The organism is Aquimarina besae (assembly GCF_042434905.1).
GTDB lineage: Bacteria > Bacteroidota > Bacteroidia > Flavobacteriales > Flavobacteriaceae > Aquimarina.
Map to the genome: position 1 here is coordinate 4,299,141 of NZ_CP170199.1, position 20,871 is coordinate 4,320,011.

The window sequence follows — 20,871 nt, forward strand, 5'->3', positions numbered from 1 at the left end:
CATCTAATTTTTCGTATATACTAGAAAACAGATAAAAAACAGTCCTTTTAGTATCTATAAAAAAGGAATTTTAGCGATTTAATTGTTATAGTATAAGAGGCATTAAACATCATCTATGGTAAAAAAAATACTTACTTTTTTTCTATTTGTCTTAATCGCCTGTACTTGCTACGCTCAATCAGTAAATGATTACAGATCTATTGCTTCGGGAAACTGGACAACAGTTGGTATTTGGGAAGTCTTCAATGGGGTTAGTTGGGTTCCGGCAGCTACATACCCTGGTCAAGTAGCAGGAACTAACGATGTTTCAATCATTGGAGGATTTTCGGTTACTATTTCTTCTAATATTACCAATAATTTCAATTCACTTACTGTTGGTGATGGTACTGGAGGAACAGATACATTAGTAGTAGCGAATACATCAAGTTTCAACACTTCTTTACTTACAATTGCAAACGGAGGTTTTGCTTCTTGGATTAGTAATGTAACACTATCGTTTCCAGCTGGTGCGTCTATTGTTGTCGAATCAGGCGGTAGCTTAGATACTAGACGACCTTGTAGCGCCGCAAAACGAATACAAATTGGATCCGTTATCTATTCTACCTGTAATGGTGGTGCCGGAGCAGATTACTCATTTGAAGATCTCAACAATGGTGGAGGTACCCTAAATGTATCTCCTTCATCTAACTCTCCTATTTGTGTTGGAGAGACTTTAAATCTTTTTGCCAATCCGTCTGGAGCCGGAAGCGGAAGCGCTACGTTTAGCTGGTCTGCTACAGGTCCAGGAGGATACTCATTCAGCTCATCATTGCAAGACCCTACGATTACAGGACTGGGAGCTGGCACATACACCTATACGGTAACAATTTCTGATGGAACTATCTCTAATACTGATTCTACAGAGGTTACCGTTAACACCGCACCAAATGCACCAATTAGTGATGGTAACCAAACTATTTGCACAGGAGCCACGGGAACCTTAACCGTAACTGTAGGTCCCGGAGAAACAGTAGATTGGTACGATGCCGCTATTGGAGGAACATTATTACTACCCGGCAATACGAGCTATACAACAACAGTCGCTGGCAGCTATTACGCTGAAGCTCGTAATACTGTTTCGACAGGTTGCGATATTAGTATCACAAGAACAGAAGTTACACTGACGACAAGATCGTGTAAAGTAATTACTAATAGAAGAATCACCTATAGAGTTAAACAGTAACTCAAGACTCTTTAGAGGTATAGAAAAGATCCAAGTAAACAGTGCAACATAAGAATCCTTGAAAAATAGGACTAAGATTTATACCTCATTTTGAAAATTCTTAACTAGATTTGTGTAAAACAACCTACTCTTGAGCAATCTCCGGCATATCGCAGACCAACTAATACAATGGGGCACAGTACCTAAAATTGGCACGGAAAACAAAGAACTCTTTTTAAAAAAATCATTAGTTTCCTTATATCAGGAATATCTGGCCTTAGAAGGAAACGTGCCAGATGATGAAGAAGAATATCCCGAAGCCCCAGAATTCAATTTTGAAAAAATCTCGAATACCATACGATCAAATTTTCCTGACTTAGGATTTTATCAGAATGTTTCAGATCCTTTTGACTTAGAAAAACCAGATAACGGACTGGGCGATGCTAATGATGATCTATCTGATATCATTAAAGACTTGATGGAAGTCCAATGGCGGTTCCAAAATACCAGCGAGGTTGATGCTATTTGGTATTTTGAATTTATTATGCGTAATCATTCTGAACGACATATCGTAAACCTTCTAAAGACCTTAAAAGATTTAGAAGAGCGATTATAATTTGATTATTTAGTAATATATCTCCTCTACTTATACTGACTAAATCTTTATCTTTGAAACAATAATATTTAGTACAGGTATCTAGAAATCAAAGGAATTTTTTTGATCTCTAGGTAAGCCTCTAAAAATTAAAATCTCGATGATCGAGTAAACAAAAATTACATGTCAGAATACATTTTGCTTATTGTTGCATTTGTTGCAATAATTATTGGTTTCTTTATTGGTAAATACGTGGCTTCGTTAAAAAACAAAAGTGATCAAAGTGCGCTTCAGGAACGTGCCAATCAACTTCAGTTGAAATTTGATGAAGCTAAAAAAGCTGCAGATCAACAACTGGAGTTCACCAAACAACAACAAGAAGCGTATAAGCAATCTTTAGAAAAACAACTTTCTGATATTGCTAAAGAACGAGAAGAAATCCGTAGAGAAAAAGATTTCCTGAATACCGAACTTACGCGAAGAACTGCTGAGTTTGAAAATCTACAACTCAAAAACCAGGAACAAAAAGACGAAGTAGAAAAACTTCAGGAAAAATTCACCAAAGAATTTGAAAATCTTGCCAATAAAATTTTGGATGAAAAATCAAATAAGTTTACAGAACAAAACAAAGAGAACATAAAAAACATCCTTAATCCATTACAGGAAAAGATCAATACCTTCGAGAAAAAGGTAGAGCAAACCCACAAAGAAAGTATTGATTATCACGCAGCGTTACGTCAACAGATTTTAGGTCTTAAAGATCTCAACGAACAGATGAGCAAGGAAACTACCAACCTTACCAAAGCTTTAAAAGGTGATAGTAAAATGCAAGGTAATTGGGGTGAATTAGTATTAGAACGCGTTTTAGAAAAATCGGGATTAGAAAAAGACCGAGAGTATTTTGTGCAACAAAGTTTTACCACTGCCGATGGTCAAAGAGTTTTACCCGATGTTGTGATCCATTTACCGGACAGTAAAAAAATGGTGATTGATTCTAAAGTAACATTAACCGCATACGAACGCTACGTTAATGAAGATGATGAAAATCTTAGGTCAACCTACCTAAAAGAGCATATCACCTCTCTAAAACGTCATATCGATCAACTTTCTGAAAAAAATTATCAGGATTTATACGATATCGAATCTCCGGATTTTGTATTGCTTTTTGTGCCTATAGAACCGGCATTTGCCATTGCCATTAATGAAGATAATAAATTATACAATCAGGCTTTCGAAAAAAACATAGTGATTGTAACACCATCTACATTATTAGCAACCTTGCGTACCATCGATACGATGTGGAACAATGAAAAGCAACAGCGAAATGCTATTGAGATTGCAAGACAAGCAGGAGCGTTATATGATAAGTTCGAAGGGTTGGTAAAAGACCTTACTGGAGTTGGTAAAAAGATTGATGATGCCAAAAAAGATTACTCTGCGGCAATGAATAAATTGGTAGATGGACGAGGAAATCTCATTACCAGCGTCGAAAAATTAAAAAAAATGGGAGCCAAAGCTAAAAAATCACTTCCCGAAGCGATTATAAAACGTGCTTCTGATGATGAAGAAACTTAATAAAAGACTATGGAACCAAACACACCGCAAATAATCGTTCAATTATTATTGGCATTAGCATATGCAATTCCGACGATATTCTTTATTGTAATTAGTATATATTATTTAGTAAAAATGGGATCTCAAACAGATGGTATTCTAATTTTAGTAGGCAATGTTATTATTTTTCTTTCAATAATCGTGGGTAGAGTGCTATTTATTCAGCTCGCTTTTTATGAAAAATGGCAGGGTGAAATGTATTCCTATATATCTGGTGCAGTTAATATCCTTTCTTTTCTGGGAGCTTCGGCTTTTGCTGTAGGAGTATTTCTTTTGATGAAAAAAGTTATAAAGACAAACACATTGGCTAAATGAAAAGCATTCACACCTTCATTTTATTTTATGTATTAGGACTTTTTGTTAGTATAGGTTTTGCCCAACAAACCTACTTCCCTGAACGTGGAAACTGGGAAGAAAAAAATCCTTCAGAATTCAATATAAACACTACAAAACTTAGCGATGCCATTCAATACGCAAAAGCTAACGAATATTCGGGATCCAAAGATCTGCGACAAGCAATTCTTAAAGGCTTCGAAAGAGAGCCATATCATCAAATTTTAGGGCCTACCAAAAAAAGAGGTGGTCCTGCAGGTGTCATACTTAAAGATGGATATATCATAGCAAAATGGGGAGATATCGATCGGGTAGATATGACCTTTAGTGTTACCAAAAGTTATTTATCTACCATGGCAGGATTGGCTATTGATCAAAACTTAATTAGTTCTGTAGATGATTTTGCTTATAAATATATCTGGGATCACACCTATGATGGTAATCACAACAAAAAAATAAGCTGGAGAAATTTATTGACGCAGTCGTCTGATTGGTCCGGGCAATTATGGGGTGGATATGATTGGGCAGATCGCCCACCAAAAGAGGGAAGTATTGATGATTGGAAATTCAGGAAACTAAACGAGCCAGGAACCGTTTTTGAGTATAATGATGTTCGAGTAAACGTTTTGTCGTATTCTCTTCTAAATATTTGGAGAAAACCATTACCACACATATTAAAAGAAAAAATTATGGATCCAATCAGTGCCTCAACCACCTGGCGATGGTATGGCTATGACAATTCTTGGGTCAATATCGATGGTATCCAAATGCAATCTGTAAGCGGAGGTGGACACTCTGGTGGTGGACTTTTCATAAACACCATTGATCATGCCCGTTTTGGTTTATTATTTATGAATAATGGGAAATGGAAAAATCAGCAATTGATTTCAGAAAACTGGATTGCAGAAGCTACCAAACCATCTAAAGCCAATGCAAATTATGGGTTTATGTGGTGGCTTAATCAAAAAGGAAATCGTCATTGGGAAGGTCTACCTGAGCATCTGTTCTATGCAGCGGGATTTGGCGGTAATTTTATAGTGATCGACCAAAAACAAAAGTTGGTAATTGTTACGAGATGGTTAGAACCAAACCTAATTGATGAATTCGTAACCAAAGTATACAAAGCTTTCTAAAATTTTCAACTAAAAATAATTTATGAAAAAAGTTTTAGCCATAATCATCTTAGCAATCACCTTACTTTTTGCGATTTGGTATGCAACTGTTTATTTTGCTTCTTATAGTGAAGGAGTGCGCAGTGGAGAACTAATCAAGTTTAGTAAAAAGGGTTTAATCTTTAAAACCTGGGAAGGAGAAATCAGCCAGGGAATTTCCGGAGCTCAAATCTTTAGTTTTTCTGTAGAGGATAAAAATAAAGAAGTGATCATAAAATTAGAAGAATTTCAGGGTAGATATGTAAAACTAAAATATAAAGAACGTTTTGCTACAATTTCTTGGTTAGGAGACACAAAATACTTTATCGTGGATGTGGAAGAAGAGGAATCTCCGCATTTTAGAAAATAATGGCTGTAGTTTCCAACAGAATTGATAATTTGATTGTTAAATTATTAAAATATTTAAGTCTAAAAAACATCCTTCCCCAGCCCTTCCTTCGAAGGAAGGGAGTTATCAAAGTCTCCCTTTGAAGGGAGATTTAGAGGGATGTTTAACGTACACCGAGATATCAACGCTAGTGTAAAGGAGAGTTAAAATAATAAAATTCAGTTCATGAAAAAATATAAAACAGCCAGAGAATCAAGAGTAGTAATTTCAGAATTAATGCTTCCCTCTCATTCTAATTTTAGTGGAAAAATTCACGGGGGATATATTTTATCGCTAATGGATCAAATTGCGTTTGCTTGTGGGTCTAAACATTCTGAAGCCTATTGTGTTACTGCTAGTGTGGACAAAGTTGATTTTCTGAAACCGATTGAAGTTGGTGAACTTGTCACTATGAAAGCATCAATCAATAATGTAGGAACAACCTCTATGGTGGTTGGTGTGCGGGTAGAATCAGAGAATATTATGACCGGCAAGGTTAAGCATTGTAATTCCAGTTATTTTACCATGGTCGCAAAAGACAACGAAGGAAAAAGCGTTCCTGTTCCTGGCTTAATTTTAGAAAACGAGACAGCTGTGCGTCGCTTTGTGAGAAGTATTATTAGAAAAGACGATGCCAAAGCACGAAAGGATCGATTTAAAGCATCAGAATTTAAACTAGAAGATCATTTGGAATTGTTAAAGAAATTTAATGTAAAAGTAGATTTATAATTTATCAATCATCTTTTCGTTATATTAAAGCTTGTTTTATACAAAACACTCATTAATTGCTATATTGAAGAAAAAACAAAAAACTATGAAAACCCCAATTCAAATCCTACTTATTTTTTGCGTGATCAATTTTATTGCCTGCGGCAGTAGTGATGACACTCCTGTAGAACCCGAAGTAATTGTCGATCCTGATCCAATTCCTGAACAAACTTCTACCTATAATGGTCACGTGAAAGCTATTATCGATGTCAACTGTATCGAATGTCACGGAGACCCTTTGGATCAAGGTGCTATTATGATGCTACTAACCTATGACCAAGTTGTGGATGCTGTTAATAATCGAGGTTTATTTAATAGAATTGCTACGAATAATGCTTTTAACGTGATGCCCGAATCAGGAAGACTCCCGCAAGCTACGATTGACATCGTAGAAGACTGGATCGCCGATGGATTGCTAGAGCAATGATTACTATTATTATTAATTCTGGTTCATCTGGAATTATTCTTCGACTTCGCTCAGAGTTTTTCTTATTAAGAGTTTACACCAAAAACTGAAACAGATCCGGTTTATCATTTAGGTAATCCCCGAAAAAATTATGCTTCTTCATCCGGGAAATAAGAGGTTGTAAATCATTTTTATCCTTAAGCTCAATCCCTACTACTGCAGGACCATTTTCTCTACTTGATTTTTTAGAATATTCAAAATGAGTGATATCATCATTAGGTCCTAAAATTTCGCCAACAAACTGTTTCAGAGCCCCAGCTCTTTGAGGAAAACGAACAATAAAATAATGCTTTAGATCTGCATATAATAATGCTCTTTCCTTAATTTCTGCAGTTCTGGTGATATCATTGTTACTTCCACTAACAATACAAACTACATTTTTTCCTTTAATCTTATCTTTATAAAACTCTAAAGCGGCAAGGGTCAAGGCTCCTGCAGGTTCTACCACAATGGCATCCCTGTTATATAAATCTAAAATCGTCTGACATACCCATCCTTCGGGTACAGTAATCATATCAGACAAATGCGTTTTACAAATATCAAAGTTCAAGTCTCCTACTTTTTGCACTGCCGCACCATCGATGAATTTATCAATATCAAAAATCTCCGTATTCCTATTCTGCTGAATTGAAGTTAGCATGGAAGGGGCACCTTGAGGCTCTATACCTATAATTTTGGTTTTGGGCGATAATGCTTTCATAGCTCCACAAAGACCAGAAGCTAAGCCTCCTCCTCCGATAGCTACAAAAATATAGTCTATAGGATCATTAGTTTGCTCAAAAATCTCTAATCCAATCGTTCCTTGTCCTTCAATCGTTTTGGGATCATCAAAAGGATGCACAAAGGTTTTTTCTTCCTTACGACATAATTCTTTGGCAGCTTTGGACGCGTCATCAAAAGTATCACCTTCTAACACAATGCTCACGTGTTCCCCGCCGAACATTTTGGTTTGTTCTACTTTCTGTTTTGGAGTAACAGATGGCATATAAATCGTTCCTTGTATTCCTAAATGATGGCAAGCAAAAGCTACGCCTTGGGCGTGATTTCCTGCACTAGCACAGACAACACCCTTTGCAAGTTGTGCATCAGTCAACGAACTGATTTTATTAAAAGCACCGCGGATTTTGTAGGATCTAACTCGTTGCAGATCTTCTCTTTTAAGAAGAATATTGGCTTCATATTTACGAGAATAACGAATACTATGCATCAAAGGAGTAACCATAGATACCTCCTTTATAACGGAGGCAGCTTTTTGAATATCTTCTAATTCTGGAAAATAAGTGGTTACTTCAGCATTCATCTTTCTTCTTTTCTATGATTCAGTTTATCTGCCAGTCTGAGTCCATCAAAGATTACACAATACACATCTCAAAAAACTTCGACAGACCCAGCTAGACAAATAAATTACTGTAGTATCGCTTTTAATAATTTTTCGTAATAACCTCTCGACTAAGCTTCACCTAAGCGAAATCGAAGACTTGAAGTGACAAAAGAAAAACTATTCGAATTGATACTTTTATTTTATGATTATACTATTGGCTTCATAGCCGTCATAGAAGCTCTTAATCTTGCTCCTACAATTTCAATTGGGTGATTTCGCAAAGCTGCATTTACTTCAATTAACTTTGCATTATCCACTCCATTACTTTTACCTTCATCATACGCTTTCCCAATGACATCAGTTTCGATCTTTTTCATAAAATCACCTAACAAAGGTTTACAGGCGTGATCAAACAAATAACACCCGTACTCTGCAGTATCAGAAATTACTCTATTCATTTCAAATAACTTCTTACGTGCTATTGTATTAGCTATAAGTGGCGTTTCGTGTAAAGACTCATAGTATGCAGACTCTTCAATAATTCCGGACGAAGTCATCGCTTCAAAAGCAAGTTCTACTCCTGCTCTTACCATCGCAACCATGAGTACTCCATTGTCATAAAATTCCTGCTCAGAAATTTCCACATCTCCTGCTGGCGTTTTCTCAAATGCAGTTTCACCGGTAGCAGCTCGCCACGATAATAGATTTTTATCATCATTAGCCCAATCTTCCATCATCGTTTTAGAAAAATGACCATCAATGATATCATCCATGTGTTTATGGAATAAAGGACGCATAATATCCTTTAGTTCTTCAGAAAGTTCGAATGCTTTTATTTTAGAAGGATTCGATAATCTATCCATCATATTAGTAATACCTCCGTATTTCAAACCTTCGGTAATCGTTTCCCAACCATACTGGATTAGTTTAGAAGCATATCCGGGCTCAATTCCTTTTTCTACCATTTTATCAAAGCAAAGTATAGAACCTGTCTGCAAAAGTCCACAAAGGATTGTTTGTTCTCCCATGAGATCCGATTTTACTTCAGCTACAAAAGAAGATTCCAATACACCTGCTCTATCTCCACCTGTTCCTACTGCATAGGCTTTAGCTTGTTCTAGTCCGTGACCTTGCGGATCATTCTCTGGATGTACAGCAATCAATGTTGGAACTCCAAATCCTCTTTTATATTCCTCTCTTACCTCTGATCCAGGGCATTTTGGCGCTACCATGATTACAGTAAGATCTTTTCTGATCTGCATTCCTTCTTCCACAATATTAAATCCGTGGGAGTAAGACAATGTGGCCCCTTTTTTCATCAAAGGCATCACCGTATTGACTACTTGGGTATGTTGTTTATCCGGTGTAAGATTAATGACTAAATCGGCATCAGGTACTAACTCTTCATAGGTGCCTACAGCAAATCCGTTCTCTGTAGCATTCTTATACGATTGCCTTTTTTCTTTGATCGCTGCCTCACGTAATGTATATGAAATATCCAGACCAGAATCTCTCATATTTAATCCTTGGTTCAAGCCCTGAGCTCCACAACCAACGATCACTATTTTTTTTCCTTTTAGTGCTTCTACTCCATCTGTAAACTCAGAGGAGTCCATAAATCGGCATTTTCCTAATTGTGTTAATTGATCTCTTAATGATAGCGTATTAAAATAATTTGCCATTTCCTTCTTAATTTGTGGTTACTTCCGTTTCTACGGAAATCTATTTAATTTTGATTTTTAGTTGTTTTATATCCTTGGGTGTATCCCTTCGCCTGCACTTCGACAAGCTCAGTGTGACATCTCAGAGTCGGGCTATTCGTTGTATCTTTTCTAATAGTCCCCTTCGAGAGCCTCAGAGTACCTCTTTAAAAGAATGCCACTTCTATCCCTGCCTACCGTCAGGCAGACCTTACACGGTTTCTTCTGCAAATTTTTCTAATATGGATGAAATGTGCATCTTATCTTTGGTCACGGCAATTCTTCCAGACCTTGTAAATTGCATTAATCCATACGGCTCCAGCTTTTTGTATAACGCATCAACTTCTCTTCTTCTTCCCGTTTTTTCCAGCACAAAAAACTCTGGTGTTACCGTGACGATATTGGCGTTACTATTTTTTATTACATTCTGAATCTGTCGTTCTTCAAATAACAATTTTGAAGAGATTTTAAACAAAGCGGTTTCCTGATAAATAATATCTTCTTCTTTATGATAAAATGCTTTAATCACTTCGATTTGCTTTTCGATCTGACCCACAATCTTCTTCACCTGTTCTTCTGTAACTTTTACTGCTATAGTAAATCGAAAAACATCTTTGATTTCGGATTGTGAAGCCGTCATACTATCCAAATTGATATGACGCTTCAGAAAGATTGCAGAAATTCTGTTTAGTAATCCTATATTATTTTCGGTATACACCGAGATTGTAAAATTTTCTTTTTCCATAATTACTCAAGTCTTATGTCTGAAACTGAAGCTCCTGTTGGAATCATCGGAAACACATTATTTTCTTTTTCTACACATACTTCTAAAAAGTATGGTTCTTTTGAGGCGATCATCTCCTTTATAGCTGTTTGTAATTCATCTCTTTTTGTTACTCTTTTGGCTTCGATATGATATCCTTTTGCAATAGTTACAAAATCAGGATTCACCATTTCTGTTGAAGCGTATCGCTTATCAAAAAATAATTGTTGCCACTGACGTACCATCCCCAGAAAATCATTATTAAGTACTACAATTTTCACCGGTACTCTGGTTTGGAAAATAGTCCCCAATTCTTGTATCGTCATTTGATATCCTCCATCTCCTATAATCGCAACAACTTCTCTATCAGGAGCTCCCATTTTAGCACCGATAGCGGCAGGCAAAGCAAAGCCCATAGTTCCTAAACCTCCAGATGTAACATTGCTTTTAGATTGAACAAACTCTGCATATCTACAAGCAATCATTTGGTGCTGCCCAACATCAGAAACGATAACTGCATCACCTTTGGTCTCTTCATTGATTCCTCGAAGGACTTCTCCCATAGAAAGGCCTTCTTTCGAGGGATATAATTCTTCTTTGATTACCTTGTCATACTCTATAGAGTCAAAATCCTTGAATTTCTGTAACCAGGCATCATGTTGGTTGGTGTTCACTAAAGGAAGGATATCCGCCAGCGTATTTTTTACATTACCCATAACTGCAACATCTACCTTTACATTTTTATTCACCTCTGCCGGATCAATTTCAAAATGAATGATTTTGGCCTGTTTGGCGTAGGTTTCTAAATTACCAGTAACCCGATCATCAAAACGCATTCCGATGGCCAGCAAGAGGTCGCATTCATTAGTGAGCTTGTTGGGCCCATAATTACCATGCATTCCTACCATACCCACATTCAGTGTATGGGCAGTTGGCAAGGCCGATAATCCCAAAATTGTCCAGGCTGCTGGGATCCCTGATTTTTCGATAAAACTTTTTAATTCTTCTTCGGCTTCACCAAGAATTACACCCTGACCGAAAACAATCATGGGTTTTTTGGCATCATTGATTAATTTGGCCGCTTGTTCTAATGTCTCAGGATCTGTTTCAGGAACCGGTTTATAGCTTCTTACCCCTTTACATTTTTCATACTTAAAATCCAGTTCACCAAACTGAGCATCTTTTGTTATATCTATTAATACCGGTCCGGGACGACCAGAACGAGCGATATAAAAGGCTTTGGCTAACACAGAAGGGATATCTTCAGCTTTGGTTACCTGATGATTCCATTTAGTAATGGGAGTAGAAATTCCTATAATATCGGTTTCCTGAAATGCATCAGATCCTAATAAATGAGAACCTACCTGGCCTGTTATACAAACCATAGGTGTAGAATCGATTTGGGCATCGGCTATTCCTGTTACAAAATTTGTTGCACCTGGTCCTGAAGTTGCAATAGCTACACCGACTTTTCCGCTAGTTCTTGCATATCCTTGTGCTGCATGCGTAGCTCCTTGTTCGTGTCTGGTAAGTACGTGGTGTAATTGATCCTGAAACTTATATAACTCATCGTATACTGGCATAATCGCTCCTCCAGGGTATCCATAAATTAAATCTACACCTTCGGCCAGTAAACAATGTATTACCGCTTCTGCTCCAGTCATTATTCCGGTAGTTTCTTTTGTTTCTTTTTCTATTGCTTGCGTTTGTGTTTCCATTACGCTATTTTTTTATATCTCAGTATGTACTGAAAATGTTTTTTGGTTTCTATCTTCATAACAATTACAGTTTTCTGATTTCAAACATCTTATACATTGAAGTTCTTATTTAAACTCATCGGTAACACATCCCTGTGAGGCTGATGAAACTGTATTTGCATATTTATATAAAACTCCTTTTTTAAATTTCAAAGGAGGTTGACTCCAAGAAGCTTTTCTTCTTTTAATTTCTTCCTCTTCAATCGCAACAGTGATCGAATTGGTTTCGGCATCGATGGTAATAACATCTCCATCTTGGACTAGTGCTATTAACCCTCCTTCTTGTGCTTCCGGGGTGATATGCCCTACCACAAATCCGTGAGTACCTCCAGAGAATCTTCCATCTGTTATTAAGGCTACGTCTTTACCAAGACCCGCTCCCATAATTGCCGCTGTTGGTTTTAGCATTTCCGGCATTCCGGGACCGCCTTTCGGGCCTTCGTACCGTATGACGACCACATTTCCTTTTTCTACTTTACCATCACGAATTCCATCATTTGCCTCGTATTCACTATTGAACACTTTTGCTTTTCCTTGGAAACGTAATCCTTCTTTACCGGTTATTTTAGCAACACATCCGTCTTCGGCTAGATTACCAAACATGATTCTTAGATGTCCTGTAGGTTTGATAGGATTTTCTATTGGTTTGATTACATCTTGTCCTTCAGTAAGATCCGGAACATCTAGGAGATTTTCTGCAAGCGTTTTTCCGGTAACGGTCAAACAATCTCCGTGTAATAAACCTTTCTTCAATAAATACTTCAACACCGCCGGGATTCCACCAACTTCGTGTACATCTTCCATTAAATACTTACCACTTGGTTTTAGATCTGCCAAGAATGGAGTCTCATCGCTTATTCTTTGGAAATCTGCTAAAGTAAATTCTACATCTGCTGCTCTGGCAATTGCCAAAAAATGCAACACTGCATTTGTGGATCCACCCAAAACCGTTACTAAGCGAATGGCATTCTCTAATGATTTTTTAGTAACTATATCTAAGGGTTTAATATCTTTTTCTAAAAGGATTCGCATTGCACGACCTGCGGCTATGCTTTCTTCCTCTTTGTGATTACTGATTGCAGGATTAGAGGAATTATAAGGTAATGACATCCCTAATGCTTCGATTGCGGAAGCCATGGTATTGGCAGTATACATTCCACCGCAAGCACCCGCTCCCGGACACGCTTTTTCTATAACATTTTTATATTCGTTTTGGGTAATAGTTCCTGCTACTTTCTCGCCCCAAGCCTCAAAAGCAGAAACTACGTCCAACTTCTTTCCTGCATGCATTCCGGAAGCAATAGTTCCGCCATACACTAAAATCGATGGACGGTTTAATCGTATCATTGCCATTAATGCACCCGGCATATTTTTATCACACCCTACAACGGTTACCATTCCGTCGTAAGACATTGCCTGAACAACAGTTTCCATAGAATCAGCAATAACATCTCTGGATGGCAAAGAAAAACGCATACCCGGAGTTCCCATAGAAATACCATCACTTACACCGATGGTATTAAATATTAATCCCACAACATCCTCCTCTTGGGTACCTTTCTTAACTAACTTAGCCAGATCATTAAGATGCATATTACAAGGATTTCCTTCATAACCTGTACTTGCAATCCCAACCAAAGGCTTTTTAAAATCTTCATCTGTTAAACCGATGGCATGCAGCATTGCTTGCGCTGCCGGTTGTGTATCGTCTTGAGTTACTTGTTTACTATATTTATTAATGCTCATTCCGTTTGAATGTGAATTTTTTATTAATTATTTAAAATTTTAACTGTTTTATTGAAAAATTTACATCTAATCAAATAAACCACAGTATAAAATTATTTTGTAAAGACTAAACCATTACATTTTATTCAATAGCCTTACAATATCCAACTGTACCTAAATACTTTTTATGTATTGATTTACAGCTACTTAACTTAGTTTTATTTACAATCACTATTTGTTAAATTTTATTTCATCAAAACTGATAACAAAAAAAATCCCTTCTGAACACGGAAGGGATTTTTAATCATATTATACCAAATATCCCTATCATCCCGATGAAATAATCACCACGACGCTAACAATATTGATAATAATAGTTTGACGTATATTCATTTTATAAACTAAAAAATCCCTTTACGAATGTAAAGGGATCACTTTTTATATTTTACACAAAAATGCCCTTTACTCAAGATGAAATAATCACCTGAATTCTAATGACATTTATAATATGTTTATTTCTTCTGCTCATTTTCTCTGGTAAAGATAACGAAATATATTTGTGAAAAGCAAAGAAAATATAAAATCGGAACGTTAATCTAGTTTAAACAAATTGTTTTTCATACAATAAATAACAAGTCCAACTCTGGTTTTTACTTGCAATTTTCTAAATACCGATTCACGATAGTTTTCTATAGTCTTTGGACTTAAATTCATTTCACCCGCTATATCCTTATAGGTAAGTTCTGAACACGTATACTTAAGAAAAGTCCACTCCCTATCCGTTAATTTTTCTGAAAGATCCTCATTGGCAACAACATCAGCCTTATCAGAATACTTCAATGCTGTTTCTATTTTACTAGAGTAATAAAAACCTTGCTCAATGACCATTTTCATAGCAAATTCAAAATTCTCAGGATGAATATCTTTTAACAAATACCCTCTTGCTCCGGCTCTAAGCATTTTTATAATTGTTTCTTCATCATCTTCCATCGTCAAAGCCAACGCCTTCTGTTCGGGTTGGTTCTCTTTTAACCATTGCATGGTCTGAATACCATCCATTACCGGCATTTTTACGTCTAAAAGTATTAAATCCGGTTTTTTCCTTTTATGCAGATAATATTGTGTAAGCTCTTTTCCATTTTTGAGAATAGCCAGTACTTCATACCCTTCCAGGTTTGTAATAAGGCTTTCTAGAGATTGCGCAAACAGAAGATGATCATCTACTATAACCACGGTTTTTTTCTTCATTTTGATCTAAATTTCGTTATATCTTATCTTCTTCCTTAAATGGATATTGCAAGATAAGCAAAACTCCTTTACTTGGTTCGGAGGTGCAATCCAACCGAGCATTCACCAAAGCAGCCCTGCTCTTTATATTTAGCAAACCCGAATTGGCTTGTACAGAATCCATGTCATATCCAACACCGTCATCTTTTACAGTCACAACTAAATCATCTGCAGAATATTCTAACTTCACCAATAGATGTGATGCTTCTGCATGTTTTATAGTATTAGAAAAAAATTCCTGAATAATACGGTATAAGATAATCTCGTCTTTGGGATTGATCACTACCTCTTCTCCTGTAACGATGAACTCTGGAGTTAAAAAATTTAGTTTTTTAAATCGATCTAACTCAACCTGTATGGACTTTACCAACCCAATATTCTGAATTACCTCGTGATTTAGGGTTTTAGAAAGGTTTCTGATTTCTTGTAAACTATCGCCAACCAAGCTTCGTATATCTTGTACTGATTCTTTGATTTTTGGTTCGAGATTAGTACTTAGAATATTAATCTGCATCACTGCAGTGGAAAGTAATTGACCAATATTATCGTGAAGTTCCCAACTTACATTTTTCAGCGTTTGCTCCTGAATTTCTAATTTAGAGTTTTGTAATTCCTCTTCGAAACGCTGTTCGGCCTTAAACTTCTCGAGAAGTAATTTGTTTTTACGTCTTTGAAAGGCAACAAAGAATAAAATGCCAAAAATTGCAAAAAATAAAATGATTGCGGTAAAATAAACTATAAGTAAGATTTCCTCTTTTTCGAGCATACTATAAATCCTATTGTATAGCAAGTATAAAGAAAAAAGATGGCAGTTTTCAATATTATATTGCGTAAATTAATAAAATTCGGGCTATCAAGATCATAATATCTATCATAAATAAAAAGTGGAGCCACAACGATATGAAAAATTATAGATCCTAAGGCCACATAAAAAGGAATCATTTTATAAAAACTAAGAATTTTATCACTTTGCAGAATCTCAAAAAAGTAGAAAAAGCCACTTATAAATACCAATATAGTTCCGAAAACATAAGTAAATGATGAAATTTTAACAAAATACACATCGGATAATATGAGATTGAAAAATGCTGTAACTATATAGGCTATTACCAGAATATCTAAAGTCTTCTTATGCTTTCCACCATAAAAATTATGAATCAAATAAAACGAGTAAAAAGAAAAGTTTACTATAAAAAAGATGTTATACAACCAGTGATTTTCAAACCATTTTGTATCTCTTAGGTGCTCTAACCAAATACCATAATACATTAGCCCCGGGTACATCCCTATCAATTCTACAATAAATGTAAGCCACAAAAAATAAACAAAATACCGAGTAGATTTATCTACTCGGTGTTTATACATATAATGTGTTCCGAATGCAGCTGCAATCAATTCAAAAAATAAATGCAAAAATGGAACCATTAATTAAAACTTATTTGGAGGCCATCCGCTTGAACCGCCATTAAAAGCATCAATATCGTAATTATTCTCCTCATCCCCATCACCGTCTTTACCAGCTGCCCCAGGTCTTGATCCTGTTGGAGCAAAAAACAAAGTAGACAATCCTTTCTTTATCTTACATTTTGACTTAGGATAAGCTCCCAAATATATTCTGATACCTGGATCTTTAATTCCTTGTTCTGCCGATTCTTGTTTTACATACGCCAAATACTCCTCTAATTCCGCAACGGACCAGTGAAATTCGTGAGCATCCTCAAAACCAAGTTTTTTGTTAAGTTGGTTTCCCCTTTTTGCACACCAATTATCATGTAGCTCTCTTGCTTCGTTTTCTGTAATACACTTTTGGGGTCTTTGTACTTTTTCTGCCATAATATCAATTGTTTATTGGGTTATTGCTGCTAATATATCCAAAAAACAGGGTTTTACACAAATACTTCGATCCTTTGATATATTTATTTTACGGCAAACCCGTATATTTAAAATACTAAATATCAATTATTTAACGCTTAATATAAAAAATATAAAAAACAGAACAAAGGGGCTTTTCCCCCTATAGCGATCGGGTGGAAACACCCTTTTTATAAGTAAAATTCTTGCAACACTAAGATACCAAGAACTAATCAGTAAAAATAAATGATATAAAACCAATTGACATAGACTAATAATCGGCACCCTATAATTACAACGAATTTAGAACAAATTTAATTTTCTCTCCGGCTTTCTTTTGAGCAATACAATTGATAGCCTTTTCTGATAATTGTAACACTCTTGGATATCCTCCAGTAGTTTGACAATCTCTCATTAAAACAATCAATTGACCAGATGGTGTTAATTGAACCGTTCCGGGTAAGACAGGTGAAGTTAACATGGAATCTAACTTATTTTCCAAAGGTTCATCCAAAGGAATTGCCATTCGATTTCTGGTAGTTGAAACCGTAAACTCTTTACTAAATAAAAACTTCTTTTGATTACTAGACAAAAGGTCAAATTCCGGTCCCGGAAAAGCATATATCTGATTAGATGTCATCCACAAAAAAGATGGATTTATAACACTATTTGATGTCGAAAAATCACTACTGACATGATAAGGAATCAGATCACTCTTTTGAAGTTTATCAGAGTGTGTGATCATTTTATATTGAGATCTACTATTTAAAATTAAATCTGATTGAAATCCTGACTTTATTCCTACAAAACCATACACTCCTTTTTGGACATTTTTCAGCTTTAAAACATCACCCTTTTTAACTCGTAATTGTGAATACATTTTATAAGTGTCATCATTCAAAAAAGGTATACAAACCGCTCCAGTAATTGTTATAACTGTATCCTCATGAAATTTTAAAACAGGAGGAATCATAGTCCATTCTATCACCGCACAATCATGATTATTACCTAAAATTGAATTAGCCAAAAAATACGAATCATGATCCATGGCTCCACTTCTTGGAATTCCATACTTTGAAAAACCAAACCGACCTTGATCTTGAATACTTGTATATAATCCTGGAGAAATTATTTCTACAGCCCCTCTCATAAAACATCGTTTTCAAGTGTAAAAAATCCTGAGTTTACCAATGACCTTATATCGTTATATTCTTTTTCCTTAATCGATATAAATTGAATTTTATCTCCAGGAGCAGCGAAACAACACTCAGAAGCACTCACGTCAAAAAAATCAACAGGAGTCTTCCCAATTACATGCCAACCTCCAGGACTGTCGCTAGGATAAATCCCGGTTTGGTTTCCACCAATTGCCACAGATCCTTTTTCTAATTTCATACTTGGTGTAGCTTTTCTTGGTGTAGTTAATCTTTGATCAAGGCCACCCAAATATAAAAATCCTGGTAAAAAACCAATAAAATAAACTGTATATAACGGAGCAGAGTGTAGTGCGATCACCTCATCGATATCCATTAATTTACTTGCTGCAAACGACGGAAGTTCTGGAGCAAGGGAAGATGTATAACAAACAGGTATTTTCCACAAGCGTTTTTTTAGTATTTGTTTTTCAAAATCTTCAGAAAGCAATGATTTTAGTGTTAAAATTTCATCATAGACATTCTCTATAGTTGTTTCATAAGAAATTAATAGCGAGTTATATGAAAGGATTACTTCAACAATTAGTTTATCATAAAATTTTTCAATAGATTTTTTATAAAAAAGTAGCGATTCCAACAGAATTTCGTCAATTTTTGACGGACCTTGTATCAAAATTGCATGCTCGCTATATTGCTTATATGTAAATTGAGTCTCTAAATTTCTCATTTCAACTTATAATTTCGTTTAGAAAACTCCTTAAATATATACTCTAAAATTTCCACCGATTTCGAATTATCACCATGCACGCAAATAGTATCAAAAAAAATTGGAAACTCCTCTCCCGTTATCGTTTTTACTTTCCCATCAGAAACCATTTTCCTTACGTGCTCAAAAACATTTTCAGGATTTTTTATCACCGCATTTTTCTCAGCACGGGAAACTAAAGTCAAATCCTCATTATAATTTCGATCTGCAAAAACTTCATATTTTACTCTAATATTTCCTTTAGCAATATAAGAAATTATCGAAGCTTCTGGTGTTATTATATATAATTTTTTATCGACATTTAGTACGGAATTAATTATTGCATTTGCCACAACTTCATTCTTCACTGCTTCATTATACAAAGCTCCATGAGGTTTTACATGATGTAAGTAACCGCCTGTCTCTTCAGTCAAAAGTTTTACTTTTTGAATTTGGTCTGTCAAAATAGAAACAAGATCATCATATGAAATATCTATGACCCGTCTTCCAAAATTTTCACGATCGGGGTATGAAGGATGTGCACCGATTTTCACTTTATGCTCCAAGGCTAAATCTATTGTTTTTTGAATCTCCTGATCACTACCTGCATGAATTCCACATGCGATATTGCACCAAGAAATATATGGCATAATTTGTTCATCAAAACCTGCACCTTCTCCCACATCAGAATTCAAAATTATTCGTTTCACTATTCTTACATTTAAAAAAGATTTTTCTTACAAGTTTTGCAGTACTTTCCAAACTCCTCTTATCCCCAAAAAACAGGTGATCAATACAATCAAAATTCCAATAATATTTTGCCGTATCGAGTTAGTAAAATTCCCCAAAATATTTTTTCGATTCATGACCCATAAAAGAAAAATAGCGATGATCGGTAAAAGAAGCCCATTTGCTACTTGCGCAAATCGAATAATCACTATTGATTTTATTCCTAAAGAAGAAAACAACACCCCTAAAAAAAGTATAAACATCCATACCGATCTGAATGCTTTACTTTTCAAACCATCTTTCCAGCCCAAACATCCTTTTACTACATAAGCCGCTGCCAACGGCGCTGTGATTGCAGAGGTAATTCCGGCAGCAAATAATCCCATCGATAAGACATATTTTGCCATGGCACCAAAAACGGGTTCTAATCCCCTAGCCAGATCAGCTGCGTTATTCACCTCAGTTTGTTGTATAGCTGCTCCTGCAATAATAATTGCCATTGACACCAATCCCCCTAATACGATTGCTATGATAGTATCTTTTTTAGCCTCAGGTAATTCTTCTTTTGATTTCCATTTTTCACTTACGATAGATGCGTGAAGAAACAGATTGTATGGCACCACCGTAGTTCCGATTAGACCAACAATCGTGAGTATTTTTTCTCCTGAAAAATCTGGCACAAAGCCTTTAAGTAATAAAGAAACATCTGGTTTGGTCACTATTGCAGTTATGATAAATGCCCCACTCATCAGCAAAACAAGCACTATCAAACTCCGTTCTAAGACTTTATAATTTCCAATATATAGCAAAACAAAGGCTATTATTCCAATAATAAGACTTAAGTAATTAATAGACAGGGCTCCTATTTTCAGTATTGGTGATCCTAAAATAGTAGACAAACCTAATACTCCTCCACTTATATTACCCGCTTCATATGCTGCATTTCCTATGAAAATTGCTGACAATACCAGCGTTATCAATGTCCATCGGACTATCTTATTATCAAACTGAGATTTTAAAACTTCACTAAGTCCTTTCTGGGTTACTACCCCTAACCGAGCAGCCATTTCCTGTAAAACAATACAAGCAACTATCGATAGTGCCAAAGCCCACAGCAATGAATACCCAAATTGTACTCCAGCCAATGTGCAAACGGTAACTGTACCGGGGCCAATAAATGCTGCTGTAACCAAGGTACCCGGTCCAATCTTAACAATATTTTTCATCCAAAAGGTAAAAGAATATTAGTATAAAAACGATGGATCAAAAAAGACCTCAAAACGACACTTTTTTATAAAAAGAATATCTTAGCTTGGGCTTGAT

At 35.7% G+C, this 20,871-nt stretch carries 20 protein-coding genes; 8 read left to right on the forward strand and 12 right to left on the reverse strand.

Translation table 11 applies throughout. The features are described from left to right. The first annotated feature begins 115 nt into the window (after positions 1-115). The 8 genes from ACE94K_RS19090 (at position 116) to ACE94K_RS19125 (ending at position 6,477) form a co-directional block, all read left to right on the forward strand. A complete protein-coding gene (locus ACE94K_RS19090) occupies positions 116-1,222 on the forward strand; it encodes a hypothetical protein (protein WP_378176178.1) in 1,107 nt (368 codons plus the stop codon). Positions 1,223-1,352: 130 nt separating this feature from the next. Beyond that, the gene (locus ACE94K_RS19095) at positions 1,353-1,817 is read left to right on the forward strand and encodes a DUF5063 domain-containing protein (protein ID WP_378176181.1); all 465 of its coding nucleotides are present in this window, start codon (positions 1,353-1,355) and stop codon (positions 1,815-1,817) included. Between the two features lie 162 nt (positions 1,818-1,979). Further along, positions 1,980-3,371, forward strand: coding sequence for a DNA recombination protein RmuC (rmuC, locus tag ACE94K_RS19100; protein ID WP_378176184.1), 1,392 nt, complete (start codon positions 1,980-1,982; stop codon positions 3,369-3,371). A gap of 9 nt (positions 3,372-3,380) precedes the next feature. Continuing rightward, on the forward strand, positions 3,381-3,725 hold the full coding sequence (locus ACE94K_RS19105; RefSeq protein ID WP_378176187.1) for a hypothetical protein: 345 nt from the start codon (positions 3,381-3,383) through the stop codon (positions 3,723-3,725). Then, on the forward strand, positions 3,722-4,876 hold the full coding sequence (locus ACE94K_RS19110) for a serine hydrolase domain-containing protein (RefSeq protein WP_378176190.1): 1,155 nt from the start codon (positions 3,722-3,724) through the stop codon (positions 4,874-4,876). Before ACE94K_RS19105 ends, ACE94K_RS19110 begins: the two co-directional genes overlap by 4 nt. 22 nt (positions 4,877-4,898) lie before the next feature. After that, positions 4,899-5,264 (forward strand): 6-phosphogluconate dehydrogenase, encoded by a 366-nt coding sequence (locus ACE94K_RS19115; RefSeq protein WP_378176193.1) that lies wholly within the window; start codon positions 4,899-4,901, stop codon positions 5,262-5,264. A 204-nt stretch (positions 5,265-5,468) separates the two neighbouring features. Then, positions 5,469-6,011 carry an acyl-CoA thioesterase gene (locus ACE94K_RS19120; protein ID WP_378176196.1) on the forward strand — a complete coding sequence of 181 codons (543 nt, stop codon included), beginning with the start codon at positions 5,469-5,471 and terminating at the stop codon, positions 6,009-6,011. An 85-nt stretch (positions 6,012-6,096) separates the two neighbouring features. Next, positions 6,097-6,477: a hypothetical protein gene (locus ACE94K_RS19125; RefSeq protein WP_378176199.1), complete on the forward strand. Its 381-nt coding sequence runs from the start codon at positions 6,097-6,099 to the stop codon at positions 6,475-6,477. A 73-nt stretch (positions 6,478-6,550) separates the two neighbouring features. Here ACE94K_RS19125 and ilvA read toward each other — a convergent pair whose 3' ends face one another. The 12 genes from ilvA to ACE94K_RS19185 form a co-directional block, all read right to left on the reverse strand. Then, positions 6,551-7,816, reverse strand: coding sequence for a threonine ammonia-lyase (ilvA, locus tag ACE94K_RS19130; protein WP_378176202.1), 1,266 nt, complete (start codon positions 7,814-7,816; stop codon positions 6,551-6,553). A gap of 227 nt (positions 7,817-8,043) precedes the next feature. Beyond that, complete coding sequence (gene ilvC, locus ACE94K_RS19135) at positions 8,044-9,519, reverse strand: ketol-acid reductoisomerase (RefSeq protein ID WP_378176205.1); 1,476 nt, start codon at positions 9,517-9,519, stop codon at positions 8,044-8,046. Between the two features lie 229 nt (positions 9,520-9,748). Further along, positions 9,749-10,282 (reverse strand): acetolactate synthase small subunit, encoded by a 534-nt coding sequence (ilvN, locus tag ACE94K_RS19140; RefSeq protein ID WP_378176208.1) that lies wholly within the window; start codon positions 10,280-10,282, stop codon positions 9,749-9,751. Between the two features lie 2 nt (positions 10,283-10,284). Further along, complete coding sequence (gene ilvB / locus ACE94K_RS19145; protein WP_378176211.1) at positions 10,285-12,018, reverse strand: biosynthetic-type acetolactate synthase large subunit; 1,734 nt, start codon at positions 12,016-12,018, stop codon at positions 10,285-10,287. A 105-nt stretch (positions 12,019-12,123) separates the two neighbouring features. After that, positions 12,124-13,803 carry a dihydroxy-acid dehydratase gene (ilvD, locus tag ACE94K_RS19150; RefSeq protein WP_378176214.1) on the reverse strand — a complete coding sequence of 560 codons (1,680 nt, stop codon included), beginning with the start codon at positions 13,801-13,803 and terminating at the stop codon, positions 12,124-12,126. Positions 13,804-14,373: 570 nt separating this feature from the next. Beyond that, positions 14,374-15,030, reverse strand: a complete 657-nt coding sequence (locus tag ACE94K_RS19155) for a response regulator (protein WP_378176217.1) — start codon at positions 15,028-15,030, stop codon at positions 14,374-14,376. A gap of 16 nt (positions 15,031-15,046) precedes the next feature. Further along, on the reverse strand, positions 15,047-15,835 hold the full coding sequence (locus ACE94K_RS19160; RefSeq protein WP_378176220.1) for a sensor histidine kinase: 789 nt from the start codon (positions 15,833-15,835) through the stop codon (positions 15,047-15,049). Positions 15,836-16,497: 662 nt separating this feature from the next. Further along, positions 16,498-16,902, reverse strand: coding sequence for a hypothetical protein (locus tag ACE94K_RS19165; protein ID WP_378176223.1), 405 nt, complete (start codon positions 16,900-16,902; stop codon positions 16,498-16,500). 310 nt (positions 16,903-17,212) lie between these two features. Further along, complete coding sequence (locus ACE94K_RS19170; protein ID WP_378176226.1) at positions 17,213-18,070, reverse strand: biotin-dependent carboxyltransferase family protein; 858 nt, start codon at positions 18,068-18,070, stop codon at positions 17,213-17,215. Beyond that, positions 18,067-18,801, reverse strand: a complete 735-nt coding sequence (gene pxpB / locus ACE94K_RS19175) for a 5-oxoprolinase subunit PxpB (protein WP_378176229.1) — start codon at positions 18,799-18,801, stop codon at positions 18,067-18,069. The genes ACE94K_RS19170 and pxpB overlap by 4 nt, the downstream gene beginning before the upstream one ends. Beyond that, entirely contained in the window at positions 18,798-19,529 is a 732-nt protein-coding gene (pxpA, locus tag ACE94K_RS19180) for a 5-oxoprolinase subunit PxpA (RefSeq protein ID WP_378176231.1), read from the reverse strand. The genes pxpB and pxpA overlap by 4 nt, the downstream gene beginning before the upstream one ends. A 27-nt stretch (positions 19,530-19,556) precedes the next feature. Further along, the gene (locus ACE94K_RS19185) at positions 19,557-20,774 is read right to left on the reverse strand and encodes an Nramp family divalent metal transporter (RefSeq protein ID WP_378176233.1); all 1,218 of its coding nucleotides are present in this window, start codon (positions 20,772-20,774) and stop codon (positions 19,557-19,559) included. Between the last annotated feature and the right edge of the window lie 97 nt (positions 20,775-20,871).

Coding starts and splice junctions, on each gene's coding strand:
- pxpB (WP_378176229.1), bottom strand. CDS start 18,801: ATGAGAAATTTAGAGACTCAATTTACATATAAGCAATATAGCGAGCAT.
- ilvN (WP_378176208.1), bottom strand. CDS start 10,282: ATGGAAAAAGAAAATTTTACAATCTCGGTGTATACCGAAAATAATATA.
- ACE94K_RS19165 (WP_378176223.1), bottom strand. CDS start 16,902: ATGGCAGAAAAAGTACAAAGACCCCAAAAGTGTATTACAGAAAACGAA.
- ACE94K_RS19115 (WP_378176193.1), top strand. CDS start 4,899: ATGAAAAAAGTTTTAGCCATAATCATCTTAGCAATCACCTTACTTTTT.
- ilvB (WP_378176211.1), bottom strand. CDS start 12,018: ATGGAAACACAAACGCAAGCAATAGAAAAAGAAACAAAAGAAACTACC.
- rmuC (WP_378176184.1), top strand. CDS start 1,980: ATGTCAGAATACATTTTGCTTATTGTTGCATTTGTTGCAATAATTATT.
- ACE94K_RS19105 (WP_378176187.1), top strand. CDS start 3,381: ATGGAACCAAACACACCGCAAATAATCGTTCAATTATTATTGGCATTA.
- ilvD (WP_378176214.1), bottom strand. CDS start 13,803: ATGAGCATTAATAAATATAGTAAACAAGTAACTCAAGACGATACACAA.
- ilvA (WP_378176202.1), bottom strand. CDS start 7,816: ATGAATGCTGAAGTAACCACTTATTTTCCAGAATTAGAAGATATTCAA.
- ACE94K_RS19090 (WP_378176178.1), top strand. CDS start 116: ATGGTAAAAAAAATACTTACTTTTTTTCTATTTGTCTTAATCGCCTGT.
- ACE94K_RS19125 (WP_378176199.1), top strand. CDS start 6,097: ATGAAAACCCCAATTCAAATCCTACTTATTTTTTGCGTGATCAATTTT.
- ACE94K_RS19170 (WP_378176226.1), bottom strand. CDS start 18,070: ATGAGAGGGGCTGTAGAAATAATTTCTCCAGGATTATATACAAGTATT.
- ACE94K_RS19120 (WP_378176196.1), top strand. CDS start 5,469: ATGAAAAAATATAAAACAGCCAGAGAATCAAGAGTAGTAATTTCAGAA.
- ACE94K_RS19160 (WP_378176220.1), bottom strand. CDS start 15,835: ATGCTCGAAAAAGAGGAAATCTTACTTATAGTTTATTTTACCGCAATC.
- ACE94K_RS19185 (WP_378176233.1), bottom strand. CDS start 20,774: ATGAAAAATATTGTTAAGATTGGACCGGGTACCTTGGTTACAGCAGCA.
- ACE94K_RS19110 (WP_378176190.1), top strand. CDS start 3,722: ATGAAAAGCATTCACACCTTCATTTTATTTTATGTATTAGGACTTTTT.
- ACE94K_RS19155 (WP_378176217.1), bottom strand. CDS start 15,030: ATGAAGAAAAAAACCGTGGTTATAGTAGATGATCATCTTCTGTTTGCG.
- ilvC (WP_378176205.1), bottom strand. CDS start 9,519: ATGGCAAATTATTTTAATACGCTATCATTAAGAGATCAATTAACACAA.